At 38.9% G+C, this 18,209-nt stretch carries 15 protein-coding genes; 13 read left to right on the top strand and 2 right to left on the bottom strand.

The features are described 5' to 3' along the window. The first annotated feature begins 127 nt into the window (after window positions 1–127). On the top strand, window positions 128–1,609 hold the full coding sequence (gene pyk, locus V2H41_RS03900; RefSeq protein ID WP_330973818.1) for a pyruvate kinase: 1,482 nt from the start codon (window positions 128–130) through the stop codon (window positions 1,607–1,609). 477 nt (window positions 1,610–2,086) lie between these two features. Here pyk and V2H41_RS03895 read toward each other — a convergent pair whose 3' ends face one another. After that, window positions 2,087–2,983, bottom strand: a complete 897-nt coding sequence (locus V2H41_RS03895; RefSeq protein ID WP_330973817.1) for an ATP-grasp domain-containing protein — start codon at window positions 2,981–2,983, stop codon at window positions 2,087–2,089. Window positions 2,984–5,350: 2,367 nt separating this feature from the next. Between V2H41_RS03895 and V2H41_RS03890 the strand changes: the two genes are divergently transcribed. Continuing rightward, the gene (locus V2H41_RS03890; RefSeq protein ID WP_330973816.1) at window positions 5,351–6,325 is read left to right on the top strand and encodes an aldo/keto reductase; all 975 of its coding nucleotides are present in this window, start codon (window positions 5,351–5,353) and stop codon (window positions 6,323–6,325) included. 34 nt (window positions 6,326–6,359) lie between these two features. Continuing rightward, window positions 6,360–7,277: a helix-turn-helix domain-containing protein gene (locus V2H41_RS03885; protein ID WP_330973815.1), complete on the top strand. Its 918-nt coding sequence runs from the start codon at window positions 6,360–6,362 to the stop codon at window positions 7,275–7,277. A gap of 468 nt (window positions 7,278–7,745) precedes the next feature. On the opposite strand, the gene V2H41_RS03880 is transcribed toward V2H41_RS03885, so the two are convergent. Then, window positions 7,746–8,786: a fatty acid desaturase family protein gene (locus tag V2H41_RS03880; RefSeq protein WP_330973814.1), complete on the bottom strand. Its 1,041-nt coding sequence runs from the start codon at window positions 8,784–8,786 to the stop codon at window positions 7,746–7,748. A gap of 253 nt (window positions 8,787–9,039) precedes the next feature. Between V2H41_RS03880 and V2H41_RS03875 the strand changes: the two genes are divergently transcribed. The 10 genes from V2H41_RS03875 to V2H41_RS03830 all read left to right on the top strand — a co-directional run bounded on the left by V2H41_RS03875 (window position 9,040) and on the right by V2H41_RS03830 (window position 18,183). Further along, window positions 9,040–9,312, top strand: a complete 273-nt coding sequence (locus V2H41_RS03875) for an RNA recognition motif domain-containing protein (protein ID WP_330973813.1) — start codon at window positions 9,040–9,042, stop codon at window positions 9,310–9,312. A gap of 46 nt (window positions 9,313–9,358) precedes the next feature. Continuing rightward, on the top strand, window positions 9,359–9,613 hold the full coding sequence (locus V2H41_RS03870) for a short-chain dehydrogenase (RefSeq protein ID WP_330973812.1): 255 nt from the start codon (window positions 9,359–9,361) through the stop codon (window positions 9,611–9,613). Between the two features lie 50 nt (window positions 9,614–9,663). After that, complete coding sequence (locus tag V2H41_RS03865; protein ID WP_330973811.1) at window positions 9,664–10,101, top strand: cold-shock protein; 438 nt, start codon at window positions 9,664–9,666, stop codon at window positions 10,099–10,101. Between the two features lie 164 nt (window positions 10,102–10,265). After that, a complete protein-coding gene (locus tag V2H41_RS03860; RefSeq protein WP_330973810.1) occupies window positions 10,266–10,724 on the top strand; it encodes a cytochrome c maturation protein CcmE domain-containing protein in 459 nt (152 codons plus the stop codon). Between the two features lie 8 nt (window positions 10,725–10,732). After that, window positions 10,733–13,312 carry a cytochrome c biogenesis protein CcsA gene (gene ccsA, locus V2H41_RS03855; RefSeq protein ID WP_330973809.1) on the top strand — a complete coding sequence of 860 codons (2,580 nt, stop codon included), beginning with the start codon at window positions 10,733–10,735 and terminating at the stop codon, window positions 13,310–13,312. A 99-nt stretch (window positions 13,313–13,411) separates the two neighbouring features. Next, window positions 13,412–14,293, top strand: coding sequence for an ATP synthase F1 subunit gamma (gene atpG, locus V2H41_RS03850; protein WP_330973808.1), 882 nt, complete (start codon window positions 13,412–13,414; stop codon window positions 14,291–14,293). Between the two features lie 50 nt (window positions 14,294–14,343). Beyond that, a complete protein-coding gene (gene scpB, locus V2H41_RS03845; protein ID WP_330973807.1) occupies window positions 14,344–15,264 on the top strand; it encodes an SMC-Scp complex subunit ScpB in 921 nt (306 codons plus the stop codon). A gap of 77 nt (window positions 15,265–15,341) precedes the next feature. After that, window positions 15,342–16,553, top strand: coding sequence for a diaminopimelate decarboxylase (gene lysA / locus V2H41_RS03840; protein WP_330973806.1), 1,212 nt, complete (start codon window positions 15,342–15,344; stop codon window positions 16,551–16,553). Window positions 16,554–16,696: 143 nt separating this feature from the next. Continuing rightward, window positions 16,697–17,752 (top strand): sugar phosphate isomerase/epimerase family protein, encoded by a 1,056-nt coding sequence (locus tag V2H41_RS03835; RefSeq protein ID WP_330973805.1) that lies wholly within the window; start codon window positions 16,697–16,699, stop codon window positions 17,750–17,752. 35 nt (window positions 17,753–17,787) lie between these two features. Then, complete coding sequence (locus V2H41_RS03830) at window positions 17,788–18,183, top strand: c-type cytochrome (protein WP_330973804.1); 396 nt, start codon at window positions 17,788–17,790, stop codon at window positions 18,181–18,183. The last annotated feature ends 26 nt before the right edge of the window (window positions 18,184–18,209 follow it).

Below are 18,209 nucleotides of genomic sequence, written 5' to 3'. Positions count from 1 at the left end.
CTTAAGAGCTGCAAGATGCAGCTCTTAAGCTTTTTAACACGAAAGAAGTGCTGAAAGACTCTATTAGAACTTATCTTTAATAAAGATATTCGGCAATTACAGCCCATTTTAAACATATAAACTAATCATGGCAAAAAAAACAGCAGCAAAGAAAACTACCTCGGGAAACGCAGATGATACTTTTTGTAGAACCAAGATTGTTGCAACCGTAGGACCGGCCTGCAACACTTACGAAAAACTGCGTGACCTGGTACGTGCAGGCGTGAATGTGTTCCGTTTGAATTTTTCTCATGGCACACATGAGGAAAAGAAACAGATTATTGAGTACATCAGAGAAATCAACAGAAAAGAGAAAACGCACGTAGCTATTTTAGGAGACTTACAAGGTCCTAAACTAAGAGTAGGTGAGATCGAAGGTGGCGGCATGTCTGTAAAGCCCGGCGACAAATTCTTATTTACCAATCAAAAAATCATCGGCAATAACAAAAAGCTCTACATCCACTACCCTAACTTCCATAAGGATGTAAAAGTTGGAAACAAAATAATGATCGACGATGGCAAACTGGAAGTAATCGTCACCAAAATTCTGCCGAATAATGATGTGGAGGTAGAAGTAGTACTGGGAGGCTATATTTCCTCCAAAAAGGGTGTCAACCTGCCGGATACACAGATATCATTACCCGCGCTTACGAAGAAAGACTTGGAGGATCTGAAATTCATTATGAAAGAACAACTTTGCTGGGTTGCGCTTTCATTTGTTCGTCGAGTAGACGACATCAAAAAACTGAGAAAGATCCTCAATAAAAATAATTGCAAAACCAAGATCATTGCAAAAATCGAAATGCCGGAGGCAATTCCTAACATCCGCGACATCATCAATGCTTCCGATGGTGTGATGATTGCCCGTGGGGATCTTGGGGTGGAACTTCCTGTAGAAAAAGTTCCGCTGATTCAAAAAACAATTATTAAAAAATGTATCCATCGTGCTAAGCCAGTAATTGTGGCTACTCAAATGATGGAAAGCATGATCGACCGTACCAAACCGAACCGTAGTGAGATTACTGATGTTGCCAATGCCGTACTGGAAGGCGCAGATGCGGTGATGCTGAGCGGCGAAACCGCCACCGGTAAACATCCTACACTGGTAGTAGAAACCATGCGCAAAATCATACTGGAAATTGAGCGCGCTGAGTACAATTACGACTTAGATGAAGTACTACAACCACAACCCCATTCTCCTACTCTTACCAGTGACGCCATTTGTTACAATGCATGTAATCTAGCCAAGGATGTATCGGCTAATGCATTGATAGGTATGACACAGAGCGGCTACACTGGCTTTATGCTGAGCAGCTACCGCCCCAAAGTACCTTTATATGTATTTACCAAACATGAGGGTCTGATTAATCAGATGAGTTTAGGATGGGGTATACGTGCCTTCTTATATGACGATGAAAACAGAGATCTGGATACCATTTTCTCTGATCAAATCGCGATACTTAAGAAAAAAGGTTACCTAAAAAACGGTGATATAGCAGTAAGTACAGGAAGTACCCCGGTGCGTTTGAAATTACCGACCAATACCATTAAAATCACCCGAATAGAATAAGGAATCATTATTAATAATAAAAACCGTCTCTAATTTAGAGGCGGTTTTTATTTACATATAAACTCAATAGAATTGCTATATTATGAAATACATTCACACGTAATGTATGTTCATTTAGATCCTGCAATTGGTAACTTCCATAAAAATTACACACAGCTTATTGTAAGGTTTTTGCATATACGGCCTCTAGTAATACTATATCCTCCAGCTTTCCCCCCTCTCTAGATTTTTGTAAATATGATATAGTATTTCCAACAGCGAGATGTACTTATTCTAATGCAAAAGCTGAGTTTAAACTCTCTCTAGGATACATAGATCAATTCGTAAGATCTATAGTAAAAAGACAACTGTCACACGGAGTAAACTTTAAAATTTGTACAGTGCTCCCACAAACTGATACTTTACTTAGTAAGGTTAGTATCTGTTGATGAAGTTCAGGGAAAACTTAAGTACGCGAAATAACTATTAATGGTGTTTCTATTCAATAATAGAGTCGTAAAGATTTTGAACCATCCATCCGTAGGGATTGAATGATCCGGGATGAAATTGTAAGTCATCTGTCCAATATCCTTTACATTTACTTGACCCAGTAGTTCCAAAAGCATAACTCATTTCAATAATCAATGGTTTATTATCTTCATCTCTAATAAAATCAAACGCAGCAGACTGTAATTTTAATGTTTTAGCAACATCAAAAGCAACTTCTAACATACTATCAGGTAGCTTCTCATATAGAAAACTTGAACTACCTGAAGCACGGAAGTCATTCTTTCTATTTAAACGTTTCATTCCATATGCATACTTTTGTCCAATAACTATAATTCTATAATCACCGTCATTATTAGGTACAAACTCTTGAAAGTAGGCATAGCCTCTTTCCGGAGGCATATTTTTAGCATAATCTGTTGAGATGAGCATTCTTCCAAAAGATTTTACTACTTGTTTTAATGATTTAGTACCAGATTTGTATTTCTTAATGCTGTCTAAAAAATATGCCATTCCATCAAATTGTTTAAAGCCTTTGCCAAAGGCTTTATTGATGAGCTTGATACATTCCGATTTTGTTCTCACCAATTTCACGTTGGCAGAACCAGCCCCTCCTTTTAACTTAAATACTTTTGGATAGGTTGTTTTATTAGCCCATTCGATAGCTTCTTTTTTATCATAAAATACATAACTTGGCACAAGGGGCGCACCGATTGCTTCCAGCAAGTACTTTTGCGCTACTTTATCATCAAAATGCCACCCCGTATTAAAATCCGGAAATACTTTTATCCCTGCATGCTGAAGAGCAGATAGAATTCTCTTTGCAGCGATAACATCTTTGTAACTATTGTGATGATGATGCCACATTAATGCTTTGCATCCTTCCAATTGTTTTACAATATTATTGTCGAAACAGTTGACCAGCTTATAAGAAATATTATTTGCTTCACAATATGCAATCCATCTTGGCGCAAAATTTCCGGAATTATGAATAGCGATCTGGTATTTGTTGTTATTAAAAAGATTGAATTTATCAAATTTATACTATAAATAATAGACACAAATATACACACAGGCAAGAGTAATCCTAATTCAATACCCATTAAACTTTCTTGCCCAAAGATCATCCCATATTGCATATACACTGAATATATTATATAGTTTTAATTTTGAGCATCTGGGCATTTTTTAAACATTTGTATACGGTATTTAAGACACACTCATCTAAAGTATAAACCTATTTACTGCCTTATCTTAATTAGCTTGATAAAAAGCTATTAAACGAGTTAGGGAAGTGGATTGTATATTTTTACATAGCACTTTGATCCCATTAAGTGCCTCTAGGATGATGGACGAACAGTATAAATGGTTAGGTCAGTATCCCCATTGCTTCATACTTTCTTAAATTTTTCTTTGAAGATAGTTCGGGGCTACTTTAAATTTAAGCTTACAAGATTTTCAACATCTCTTCAATAGCATCAGCCTCCAAAATGTTCGACCCAGTACATAATCACTTACACTAGTTCCCCCAAGCCTGCATTTCCTCTGATAATGCATATATAGCATTTGAATAAAGTTTCGACGAGGCATATGGATTTCGTGCGACCAGATACTGATTATCTGCATATAGTCATTTGACAAAAATTTTTGCTACAAAAGCATCGAACTTTGTTTGTCTTAAAGTCAAGGCTAACTCATGTTAGTATTTATCTTACCCTCCTTGTGAATGCAGTGTTAACAATATGCTTCTGTCAGTCTAATCATCCGATAACAACATGATCACACCTTCATCTAATGATAGTTTAGCAATATTTGAAATAACTACTTTCCTCAATTTATTTTCGAGCACATTAGTGAGTTCAGACGGTTCAGATCTGATGCTTTGATGTCAATTGTGGTTGCTGTGAAAGAGTTTTTTATTTGCTTATCTTAACATTGTAAGGAGCCTATACAACCTGAACTGCATCCAGGTAATGACACCCTATTTGAACTGAAAGCCTTGAATAAAGTATAGTATAACAAATCGACTACTGGGAGCTATAAAATAAATTATTACCAATGTTGTACCAAATGTTACGAATTCCTACACGTCCGTATATAAATGAATATCGGTATCAGTGTTTAGAAAAAGGGCATAACTTGCCTTAAAATCATTGAGTTTTTTTTCACCCATTCAGTATTACCACAGTTTCCCATGCAATTCGAAAGGCTTTGGGATTAAGTTATTGGGGGGGGGGTAAATAAATACTGCTCTAGCTACTTGGTCTTTATGAGTGAGCGCTCATACCTCTGGCACTATATTGTCAGGGATGATACGAGGTTCTATCTTGCAAATACGTGAAAGCTCTTGTTTAGTAATTAAATCCCCTCGCTCATATATAAAATAAGAGACTTAGACATTAGGTCTTTACGCTTAAATTTTTATAGAAAATTTCAAACTTCTGTTCAATCTCAAAACAGTTAAATTGCATAAAACTTAATTATCGGAATAGGTAAGAAAGCTAGGTCATCAAGACTAAAGCCAAAGAAGTTAGCGGCTTTATTCTCTAGCATTGATACAGTGCATTTGTTCCATTAGTTTTGCTATTACTAGAGTACCTCATTGCCAAGTTGCTATCTACAACACTATTCCAAAACTATATCCGAAGTTAAGTTGACGAAAAAGACACGAAAAAATAATGCAATGTCTTTGCGATACAAATGACCATTGAGGCATTAATCCCGAGAGCAGTAAATAATTCAGCGAATAGTCAAATGTCCTGAATTAAAGTTCTCCTCCAATAAACCGCAACTATTCTCGCAATTCTATTGCATAAGCATTTTTCCCACTCATAAGCGACACTCATTTTTGAGTATGGGCAATGTTATATTCTACTCTAATGCCACTCAATTTATTAAAATGCAATCAAATCTCAAAAATCATGGCGCCATATGGATTAAATTGGCAAGCACAACGTAGGATTATATTTTCAATTCTAAAATGAGATCCAAATGTCATGAAGGTAAACTTTATTTTCCTAGATTCAACGTCAGCTTAGATGCCTCCAATTTTGCTCTTCACTTCATGTAACCGAATGAATGCGTAAGATTTGCATTGAGAACGTTGTTGTCAACTGTTGTTTTAATGTCCCTCATCATTATGTGGTATGTATTAATTTACCAACCTTAGTCTTCAATCTAACTAAGCAAATAGGGAATTAGACTAATTCTTACGTGCCCCCCTGTCGCACCTTTGTTCTATAAAAATTAAAACACATGAAAAGACAACTTGGAACAAACGGCCCCCTCGTATCCGCAGTAGGATTAGGCTGCATGGGCATGTCCGGCGTTTATGGACAAAGCAATGAGGCAGATGCCATTGCCACAATAAAAAGAGCTCTAGAACTGGGACATAATTTTCTAGATACGGCTGATTTCTATCATGCTGGCCACAACGAAATGCTTATAGGACAAGCTATTTCGGGGATAAGAAAGCAAGCATTCCTTTCTATAAAAACAGGTATGATGATGTCTCCCTCAGGGTATAGCCGAGTAAATGGTCGCCCGGACTATATCCACAATGCAGTAATGAATAGTTTACAACGGCTTAAGACTGATTACATTGATTTATATACGCTAGCGAGAGTGGATCCTACTGTCCCCATTGAAGAATCTGTAGGTGCCATGGCCGATCTTGTCGCTAAGGGTATTGTCCGTCACCTTGGGCTTTCAGAGGTATCAGCAACAACCATTCGCAAAGCGGCTCGCATACACCCGATAACTGCAGTGCAAACAGAGTATTCTCTCTGGACACGCGATATTGAAGCTGAAACTTTGCCTACTATAAGAGAGCTAGGAATAGGCCTTGTAGCATACTCTCCGCTCATTCGAGGTTTTTTAAGCGGCACCATAAAAAAACCTGAAGACATCGAAGATCATCGCAGATTTATGCCCCGCTTTCAAGGAGAAAACTTTTATAAAAACCTAGAATTGGTAGATAGAATAAAAATATTAGCTAACAAAAAAGGCTGTACGCCTTCCCAATTAGCTATTGCGTGGGTTCTTGCCCAAGGAAATGACATCATCACAATTCCAGGCACCAAGCGCATTAAATATCTGGAAGAAAATATTGCAGCAGCAAATATTCAGCTCACCTGGGAAGAATTGCAAAGTATAAATGCCATAATACCACCCAATATGGTAGCGGGCGAGCGCTATCCGGAGAAGTTTATGAGTATGTTAAATAAATAATTATTAGCTTACAGTAAATCCGCTCATGGCTAATATGAAGAAGAAACCAAATAGTCCACACCGCTTCTCTTCCCTTACCGAATTACATCGAACTGTGGGACTTCCCAAGCCCGTGCATCCATTGATAAGCTTGGTTGAGAACAACGGTGCCGCAGTACCGCTACATCAAATGCCAGAAACCTTTGTTCTCAATTTTTATAAAATATCCTATAAAATGAAACTAAGTGGTAAGATAAAATATGGGCAGGGCTATTACGACTTTGATGAAGGGGGCATGTTGTTTAAAGTCCCCAATCAAATTAGTTCAAAGGGAGACGACAATCATGATCATACCGGTTTTACTTTATTATTCCATCCAGATTTTTTAGCGGGCTATCCTTTGGCTACAAAAATTAAACAATATGGATTTTTTTCTTACTCCGTAAATGAAGCCCTACATCTTTCCGATAAAGAAAAGAGTACGATTATTCCTCTTTTTATCAATATTAAGGAGGAATTAAAAAGCTCTATTGATGATTTTAGCCAAGATATTATTGTTTCTCAAATTGAAACAATGCTGAACTACAGCAACCGATTTTACAAGCGTCAGTTCATTACAAGAAAGCGAATTAATAGTACGCTACTAGAAAAACTAGAAGGCTTGTTGGATGAATATTTTCATAGCGGAAAACCACTATTACATGGCATACCCACCGTGCAATACCTTGCGGATCATCTTCATATTTCTCCCAGCTATTTGAGTGACATGCTGCGTACACATACCGGGCAAAATGCACAACAACATATTCACAACGTACTGATTGAAAAAGCAAAAATATTAATCTCAAGCAGTCACTTGACTATTAGTGAAATAGCATACGAACTAGGGTTCGAGCATCCCTCCTCGTTTAATAAGTTATTCAAAGCAAAGACCCAATTATCACCACTAGCATATAGGCAGTCATTCAATTAAGATTTATAAGCTCTGAAACTTTATTAAATCTTAGCCTTATAAAAATAGAAAACTTCAATACAGTTACGCTAGTTGCTGTAAAAGCAATGTATATTCAAATATTTTACTGAAGTATAATAATGAAGAAATATATTCATGTATGTATCCTAAATACAAAATAGCAACTATAATAATCCACCACTGAATCTAAAATGATTATATAAAATATTTATAGACATCCATCCAAAATAAAAGCCTACCCCAGTGTATTTCAAAATGAAATTTCCAATATTATGTATTATGATAAAATGAGAATACTATTGTATCCTCTAAGGTTACGAAGCTTTTCAAAGTAGAATGTTATCACAATAATCATTCAAGCTTGAAAAGTATTGCTTAATAAACAATTGAATTTATTTATATAGAAACTACTTTATAGCTTGCATGTGTTGAAACCACTTCACTAAAGAATTACATCTCTCCTATATCTCATCTTAACCGTCTTGTACGCTCTTTCATAAGTACAATAGCCTCTTCTCTACTCTCAAACATACCATTAATGTTTACTAGGTTATCGGCCAGCTTATTATATTGTTTTGTCATCAGATAATAAAATACATGTAGATAATGAATTCCGTCGAAGACGATAGCTTTTTTGCTAGCAAACTCATCCCTCCGCCTCCAAAATTCTCCGGGCATTTCAGTATAATGCATACCAGGGCGTAAATGATGAATGATATGATAGCCGTCGTTCCAGCATGCGTGATTATACACAGTGTTTATACAATTTATAGAGTTAGTGTATATATCTTCAGGATCGGAATGCTCAATAAATGAATGTTGTGTCCAGTTACCCAGCATCATTACAAAACGGGCAAACATCAGAGGAAGCACAAATACTATTAGAGTAGCTTTTAAAAAGAAAAAGCACATTACAATACAAAAGACAATGTACGTCCACTCACCCACAGAGAATCTTGTATAAAGCTTTTTTCTCTTACGCCGGTACAGATATTGAAAAGTTTCCTTAAACCCTAATAGCAAAAAATTAAAAAAGTAAGCCAGAAAACTTTTAAAGCTATCTCGCTGATAGTGCATTGTGCTGCTTGTATCTTCTTCATTATTATTCTCTACGTGATGCATTCCCAAATGATGACTGTAGTAGCCTTCTGGAGCATGACCAAATAATGGTCCCACAAACCATGTGATATAAAAATGAAAGGTATTCTGATAGGCAGGTTTGAAAATTTTACGGTGACAAAGGCAATGAAACATTAGCCCGTAACGACCTTTAAAATAAAACTGAGATAAATAGAAATATCCCACTGCCACCATCCACCATATCCAACCTGTAAGCAAAGGTGTAAACAACAAAATGGCTATAGGCACTACTGTAAGATGAATCTTAGTAAGCAAATAAATAAAAGGCAAATCGCGCTCTTCCTTAAGATAGTGCATCCAGAAACGATCATACCAATTTAATGTTTTAGGAACATAGATGGGATCTGTTAAAGAGTGTAAAGATTTCATGCAAAAATTTTTGAACGCTGAGAAGAGGGGCTCCTCCTCATGAAGGTATGCTTATTTATTCAATATCTGCAGATAGGGATTGTTAAAGAAACGATATAATGAAAATATATCAGTGCTGAGTGAGCAAATACCCCTATCTTCGCCATAAGTTAATTTGAGTGATTGCTCAGTTGTAAGCTTCTCTTTTTCCTATCTGATCAGTTTTACAAGTTTGCCGTTCTCAAATCGTTTTTAATTTTTTAAATATTTTACAATGAACATTTTTGTGTCCAATCTGGGCTACAGTCTTACAACAGAAGACCTTACCGAACTATTTTCAAGCTACGGCCGTGTAGCATCTGCACGTGTTATTACAGACAAATTTACCAATCAAAGCAGAGGTTTTGGTTTTGTGGAAATGGCTGACGAAGATGCGCTCAAAGCCATTAAAGATCTTAACGGCACCATGCTGGAAGGACGCTCCATAAAAGTTATGGAAGCTAAACCCAGAGAAGAAAAGCGCAGTTATGTAAGCAGCCGCTGGTAATACCGGCCTTTACCGGTTCCAGTAAATACTCATCTAAAATCATCACATGGAGATAAATTCAATAGAAAAATTCCTCAATGCAAATACGAAGGCTAGTACCGTCGTAAATATACATTTTAAGAACAGAGCTACTGTAACCGGTATTTTTATTTCGCATAATGACTACAGCGAGCTAAAAGCAAAAAACTTTTGGCGTTTAGTAGTTGCAAAAAATATCGACAAATGGAAGAAAGATAAAAACATCGAATGGTCACGTTTGTTTCACGGGTCCGTTTTTACGAAGCTGAGTGTAGCAAAGTAGTATATCAAATTCGATGATAATTCCATATTTTCTAATCTTAATTTATAAAAATGGCCGGCTGGAACAAAAGAGAACGTGAACAGAAAAAACGAAATGCAAAACAACAAAAAGAGGAAAAAAGACAGGAACGCAAAGAAAATTCTAAAAAAGGCAAAGGCCTTGATGAAATGCTCGCCTATGTAGACGAAAACGGTAATCTTACCGATACTCCACCCGACAAACGCCCTCCCGCCGATATCGATTCTATTCCGCCCACTGTGGCCAACAGCAATGCTCTACAACCTACTGATACTGTCAGAAAAGGGGTTGTGTCTTATTTTGATCCTGCCAAGGGATACGGCTTTATCAGGGACCTAAAAACCCAGGAAAGCTTTTTTGCACATATCAATGCCTCCTCTATTGAGTTAAAAGTAGGCCTAAATGTAAGTTTTGAGGTTCAAAAAGGTCCTAGAGGATTTTTTGCTGCAAATATTACGGCCTCAGCTTAGTTCTCACCCCCACACACCCCTTACCCAACTGCTTCTTAGAGAAGCTATAACTACTTTTTAGGTAGTTAAAATAATATCCCTGTTTTTCAAAACAATTGCTGCGGTTCTTTGTTAAAGTACCGAACACAGGCTATTTGCCTTAATTTTGCAAAAATTTTGATAGCATGAAGAAAATCCACATTATTTTACTGGTGCTGACTGCCGTTGCTATTGCTGTATTAGCAAGTTTTTTACAAACTACCACTACTTACGACTCTGTGGCAACTGCAAAAGCCAAACCAGGAAAATATGTGCATCTGATGGCTAAATGGGATAAATCCGAGCCATTGGAGTACGATGCTATCAAAAACCCTAATTACTTAGCCTTTACTGCTGTAGATAGCTTAGGAGAGAAAGTGCAGGTGATCTATCACAACCCCAAACCCGAAAACTTTGAACTGAGTGAAAGATTGGTATTAAAAGGGAAATACGAAGATGGGAAATTTATTTGCCAGAGCATTCAAACCAAATGCCCCAGCAAATACAAAGACGAAGACCCTTCAAAACATATACCGCAAGGACAGAGAACTACTTCTTACAACGTTCCTCCATCTAACAGTATAGTAACTACTAAACAACAGTAATATTATTTATGGAATACATTGGCGAGCACCTTTTGCCGGGGCAGGCAGGGCATTTTTTCATCTTAGTTTCATTGGTAGCTTCGCTGGTGGCAGCATTTGCGTATTTTAAAGCTGTTCATGCTGCACCGGAAGAAAAGTCAGGTTGGCTGAAACTGGGACGATGGGCTTTTTATACCGAAGCTGTAGCCATTCTGGCAATATTCGCCGCGTTATTTCATATCCTATATCATCATCTTTTCGAGTATAAATACGCCTGGCAACATACCAGCCTCTCGCTGGAGTTCAAATACATCATGAGCGCCTTCTGGGAGGGACAGGAAGGAAGTACGCTACTATGGGCGTTCTGGCACTGTGTATTGGGGCTAATTGTTATCAAACGCGAGAAACAATGGGAAGCTCCAGTTATGTCCATTCTCAGCTTTGCCCAGTTTTTTTTAGCCACCATGGTAGTGGGAATTTATGTTTTTGGAGTAAAAATCGGCTCCAATCCCTTTATCCTACTCAGAGATTCAGGCCTGCTGGACGAAGCTCCAGCCATGCACGTCGATTTTGACGTAACCAAGCCTATCCGTCCGGATTATCTGTCCATGATTACCGATGGGAACGACCTAAACCCGCTATTACAAAACTATTGGATGGTCATACACCCGCCCGTGCTATTTTTGGGATTTGCCTCTACTCTTATCCCCTTTGCCTTCGCCATGGCCGGCTTATGGACCCGCGATATCAAAGGATGGGTAAGTCGTGCAATCCCTTGGACCTTATTTTCTATTGCCTTTTTGGGCTTGGGAATTATGATGGGAGCCAAATGGGCTTACGAATCGCTCAACTTTGGAGGATATTGGGCATGGGATCCAGTTGAAAATGCCTCGCTGGTTCCTTGGATGATTATGGTATCGGGGCTGCACACCTTGCTTATTTATAAACACACTGGATACTCGCTCCGTTCGTCTTTTATATTTCTGGCGTTATCCTTTCTGTTTATTATTTATTCCACCTTCCTCACCAAAAGTGGCGTGTTAGGCGATTCTTCCGTACACGCTTTTGCCGACATAGGCATGAACGGACAGCTGTTCTTATTCCTCATCGTATTTGTGTGGATAACCGCCTTTTTCGCCGCAACAACCAATAAACAGCGGCTTATCATTACCGGAGTAACAGCAGCTTTATCGCTCGCAACCTATTTTCTTGCGGAATATATACCGGGCTTCCCCCTGTATGTAATTCTTTCAGGAATTATCACTTTCATAGTATTACTGAACAAACAGGTGCCCACTGTGGCAAAAGAAGAAAGTGTTTCTTCAAGGGAGTTCTGGATGTTTATTGGCTCCATTATATTTTTCTTGTCGGCCATTATTATCATTTTCCAGACTTCGTTACCTGTGTTTAATAAACTTTTCAACGCTAATGCTGCACCGGGAGAAAACGACGAATTTCACTACAATAAAATTCAGGTGCTGGTAGCATTTGTAATTGGTATTTTAACGGCTATTACTCAATACCTAAAGTACAAAAGTACCAGTGGAAAGTTCCTAATAAAGAAAATAGGTATTCCTACCCTTATCAGTGCCATCGTTGCCGGACTGATTCTGGCCTTTGGCAATATCAATTACGATAAGCATGGTATGGGATTCCTGATTAATATATGGCTGGCGCTGGTAGCTACCGTATATGCCACTATTGCCAATGCCGCCTACATCTGGGTAGGTTTTAAGGGTAATCTGAAAAACAGCGGTGGCGCCGTAGCGCATTTCGGATTTGCTCTAATGCTGGTAGGAATGATTATTTCATCTTCCAAAAAAGAAATTCTTTCTTGGAATACCAGTGGTATTGCCGTACCATTCGGCGAGGGCAGTAAGGAAAAAACCGGAGAAAATCTCACCCTCGTAAAAGGCATTCCCATGCAAATGGGTGATTACATGGTAACCTACGTAGGCGATTCGTCCCATCCCAAAAAACAACAGACCTTCTTCAAAATACATTTCAAATCCAAAAAACACAATGAGGAATTCACATTGTTGCCCAATGCTTTCGTAAATTACAAAGGCAATGAGGGCCTAATGGCGAATCCTTCCAGTAAACACTACTGGAACCACGACGTATTTACTTATGTATCATCATTTTACAAACCCAATGAGCTGGATGACACGGCTAGTTTTAGGCCACATCGGGTAACTGTTGGGGACACTGTTTTTTACAGTCGCGGGTACATGCTGATAGAAAAAGTAGCTGCCAAAGACAATTTACCCGTAGAAGGCTTTGCTAAAACCGATACGGGATATACTGCTACTGTAAAAGTTCAGGAGCTTAATGGTCCTTCGTATCAGGCCGACCTGCTATTGATTAAGGGGGGTGGTCAGGTACTGTTCCAGTCACAGGATACGATTATGGCGCAAAGTCTGGTATTGCAGCTCAATGATGCAGACCAGAACGGTATTACGGTAGGAGTAAAAGAGTCGAGCAGTGTACTGGAATATCTCACGCTGAAAGCCTATAAGTTCCCCTATATCAATCTGGTATGGGCAGGTGTAATCTTTCTCGTTATAGGCTGTGTGATGGCTATGGCACGACGTATCCGTCTGGGCTGATACCCATAAACATAAAGCTTTTCCACATATTTTATTTATATATTGAAAATTGACGTTTTGCACGTACTTTTGCGCCCTAAAAACCAAAGTTTTTAAAGAATGGCAGGCCAGTTAAAAGAAGTTCGCAATCGTATATCATCTGTACAAAGTATGCAGCAGATTACCAAAGCTATGAAAATGGTAAGCGCTGCCAAGTTTCGTCGTGCACAAGATGCTATTGTGCAAATGCGTCCTTATGCGCAGAAATTACAAAGTATGCTCAGCACCATCGTAAGCAGTAGCGATGGAGACACTGAAATGGCTTTGGCACAGAAAAGACCCATCGAAAAAGTATTACTGATTGTAATTACCAGTGATCGTGGTCTTGCGGGCGCCTTTAACTCTAATGTAGTGAAGCTGGCCAAATCGGTAATAAACGAAAAATATCAGGCACAGTTTGCGAAAGGTAATGTGACGATCTGGAACTTAGGTAAAAAAGGTTACGAAGCCTTAACAAAACAGGGCTATAATACAAACGATACTTATAAAGATATCTTCCTGAATCTGAGCTTTGAAAATGTGCAGAAGATATCACAGGCCGCAATGGATGCTTATAAACAAAAACAGTTCGACGTCATTGAAATTGTTTACAGCCAGTTTAAGAACGCGGCCACCCAAATCTTTACTGTAGAAAGATTCTTGCCTATTCCCAAAGCTGAAAACACTCAGGGCGCAGTGAAAGCCGATTTCATCTTTGAACCGAACAAGGCAGAATTGATTACAGAACTGATGCCCAAAATCTTGAATACGCAATTATTTAAAGCGGTATTAGACTCTCACGCTTCTGAACACGGAGCACGTATGACATCAATGGATAAAGCAAGCGAAAACGCTAACGAGATGCTGCGTTCATTAAAACTGTCGTACAACCGTGCAAGACAAGCAGCTATTACAACCGAGCTTACAGAAATCGTGAGCGGTGCCGCTGCATTGCAAGGATAATCATCAAAAGATTAGGTGTTATTGCTCAAATCATAAATCCACACCTGCACATGGAAATTGCCGAACTGATTCCGCATATTGAAGCCTTGATTTTTGCAAGCGATAAGCCCCTTGCGGCTTTGGAAATTACCGACTTGCTCAACAATGCTTTTGGCTTCATGGAAGACAAAATCACACTAGATCAAGTGGAGTCGGCAATTGAAGGAATAAAGGAGAAATACGACTCCGATTTTTACCCGTTTCATGTAGTACAAAGCGGTGGTGGCTGGCAGTTCCTCACGAAAAAGGAGTATCACAAAACCATTGCACAGCTGAATGGTGATAAATTCATGAAACGTTTGTCAGGTGCGGCTTTGGAAACATTGGCAATTATTGCCTATAAACAGCCCGTAACCAAAGGGGAAATTGAGGCCATTCGTGGCGTAAGTGCGGATTATGCTATTCAGAAATTGCTGGAGAAAGAACTTATTGTCATAAGCGGTCGCAATGAAAACCTGCCGGGACATCCGCTGGTGTATTCTACCTCAAAATCCTTCATGGATTATTTCGGTATCAACTCGCCTGAAGAACTGCCCAAAATAAAAGAAGTGCTAGCCGATCAGATTGTAGAACCTACTGTAGTAAACGGTCAGCAAACTACCGAAGGAGAAAGCGATATACCATCTGAAGATGGAGCTCCGCTGGTAGTTTCCGAAAACGGAGAACTGATTGAAGCCACTACGCAGGATGGTAACGAGCATGATGCAAGAAATACATCGGCAGAAGAAAGCCAAGAGCACACCGCATCTACCGAAGCCATCGCAGCCGAAAGTCCTTCACCCCAAGCAGCTGATGATGATTTAAACGAGGTAGAAGAGGCCGATAACGAAGCGCATCGTGAAGGAAACAATGATGATGATGCCGATAACTCAGAAGAGAATATTGATGAAGATGAGGAAGAGGACGATGTAGAAGATGATGCTTCAAGATAAAAATCCTTTATAGTGTTCTTCTTATATAATTAATTGTTCAGGCAGTATCTTTTACTGCTTTTTTTATATCTAAAATCATGGCTACAGAATTAAGTACAGCATTATTACAACAAATAGCAAACGAATACGGTACGCCAGTATATGTATACGATGCGGATAAGATAAAAGAACAGTATAAAAGACTTATAACAGCTTTTAATACTGACAAAGTCCGTTTTTTTTATGCATGTAAGGCCCTCACCAATATCAACATATTAAAAGTATTAAAGAATGAGGGTTGTAACATCGACTGCAGTTCTATCAATGAAGTAAAATTGGCTTTATACGCAGGCTTCGAGCCTAAAAATATATTATATACGAGCAACGGCATTGGCTTTGAGGAAATAGAAGAAGCTCAATCGTTGGGTGTCATTATCAATATCGACAGCTTATCGAATTTGGAAAAATTCGGTAAAAAATTCGGTAACAGCTATCCCGTGGGGGTACGATTAAGACCTAACATTCTGGCCGGAGGACATCTCAAAATTTCTACTGGTCATGATAAAAGTAAATTCGGCATTCCGGTAGAGCAATTAGATTTATTAAAAGCCGTCGTACAACAATACGATATTCAACTTACTAATCTGCATATTCATACAGGCAGCGATATCAAAGATGCGGATATATTCCTGAAAGGCATAGCAGTACTGTTTGACATTATTCCTCATTTTCCGCATTTGAAATCGGTAGATTTAGGCGGTGGCTTTAAAGTAGCTTACAAAGAAGATGACCCATATCTGAATATTGAAGAACTAGCAGTAAAGGTATTGCAGGCTTTTGAAGCTCATGAGCGCACTCGTCATCTGCAGATATGGTTTGAGCCCGGCAAATTTCTAGTAAGTGAATGCGGCTACTTTATCACCAAAGTAAATGTACTGAAAGAAACAGCTACTACTACTTTTGCTGGCGTTAATAGCGGTTTTAATCATTTAATACGACCGATGTTCTATGACGCCTATCATCGCATAGAAAACATTACCAATCCGCAGGGTGCTATAAAAGAATATACCGTTACGGGGAATATTTGCGAAACTGATACTTTCGCATGGTCGCGTCCTCTACCCGAAGTGCGAGAAGGCGATTTGCTGGTATTTCGTAATGCAGGCGCTTATGGATTTGAAATGTCTTCCAATTATAACTCACGTTTCAAACCTGCCGAAGTATTGGTGGAAAGCGGAAAGCCCCGTTTGATTCGAAAAAGAGATGTATTCGAAGATCTTTTGAGGAATCAAATCATCGATACCGAATAATGTTTACTACATACAATAAACTTCATGTTTTATCGTTTTGTAGGTGACCTTCAACCTAGGATTACTATCATAAAGAAAATTGTAATCTGCCGTTTTTGTAAGAATATTTTTATAGATTTATAGCCTGAATAAAACTTTAGAATATGACTACGATAAAAGGTCCGGGTATCTTCTTAGCCCAGTTTCTGGGAGAAAATCCTCCCTTCAATAACCTGGAATCGATTTGTCTGTGGGCGGCCGAAAAAGGATTCATCGCAGTACAAATTCCAACTAACGATCCCAAAATATTTGACTTAAAGCTTGCCGCAGAAAGCACTACCTATGCCGATGAAATCAAAGGCATTGTTGCTGCCTGTGGACTGGAAATTTCGGAATTATCCACGCACTTGCAAGGCCAGCTGGTAGCCGTACATCCGGCATATGACGATCTTTTTGACGCATTCGCTCCAGCTGAATTAAGAGGTAATCCCAAAGCCAGAACCGAATGGGCCATTCAGCAATTAAAATACGCAGCTAAAGCTTCTCAGAATCTGGGATTAAATGCTCATGCCACATTTAGCGGTTCATTATTATGGCACACATTCCATCCATGGCCTCAAAGACCGGTCGGATTAGTAGAAGAAGGCTTTAAAGAATTAGCCAGAAGATGGTTGCCAATCCTCAACTACTTTGACGAATGTGGCGTGGACGTGTGTTACGAAATACATCCGGGCGAAGACCTCTTCGATGGACAGACCTACGAGATGTTTTTGGAAAAGGTGAACAATCATCCAAGAGCGTGCTTGTTATACGATCCTTCCCACTTCGTATTACAGTGCCTGGATTATATTCAATACATCGATTTCTATCACGAACGTATCAAAGCGTTCCATGTAAAAGATGCAGAATTTAATCCAACAGGAAAACAAGGAACTTTTGGTGGATATCAGAGCTGGCTCAATAGAGCGGGACGTTATCGTAGCCCGGGCGATGGTCAGGTAGACTTCAAAACGATATTCTCCAAACTCACCCAATACGATTACAAAGGTTGGGCTGTAATGGAATGGGAATGCTGCCTGAAACATCCAGAAGATGGTGCCCGTGAAGGTGCAGCATTTATCAAAGACCATATCATACGTGTTACTGACAAAGCTTTTGATGACTTTGCAGCAACTACCAACGATGCCGATTTCAATAAAAAAATTATTGGCTTATTGTAAAGCGTTTTATAATACTCAAGCATAAATATTTTAATATGAAGAAAATTTTAGTTTCGCTATCCGTGTTATTCTTTATTGCAGCGTGCGGAGGTGGTGATGGTGATAAAAAATCCGATACCCCTAGCTCCGGTGAAAGCACCGCATCTAATGATCTTTCGTCAAATCCCGTATATCAAAAGGGGCTGGAGCTCACAGGAAAATATCAATGTCCTACCTGTCATAAAATTGATGAAAAACTTACCGGTCCTGCTTATCGTGATGTAGCTAATAAATATGCAGGAGCTGACGATGCTACTATTACTAAATTAGCAAAAAAGGTGATAGAAGGAGGTTCTGGCGTATGGGGAGAAGTGCCCATGACACCTCATCCGAATGTATCTGAAGAAGAAGCGAAACAAATGGTAGAGTACATTCTACTGTTGAAAAAATAGATAAAAAAGCAAAACGCCCGCTCCAG

This window comes from Niabella digestorum (assembly GCF_036409055.1).
In the GTDB taxonomy this organism is placed as follows: Bacteria; Bacteroidota; Bacteroidia; order Chitinophagales; family Chitinophagaceae; genus Niabella; species Niabella composti.
Note: the sequence above shows the minus strand (reverse complement) of the source record. Positions and strands in the feature narration are given on the sequence as shown.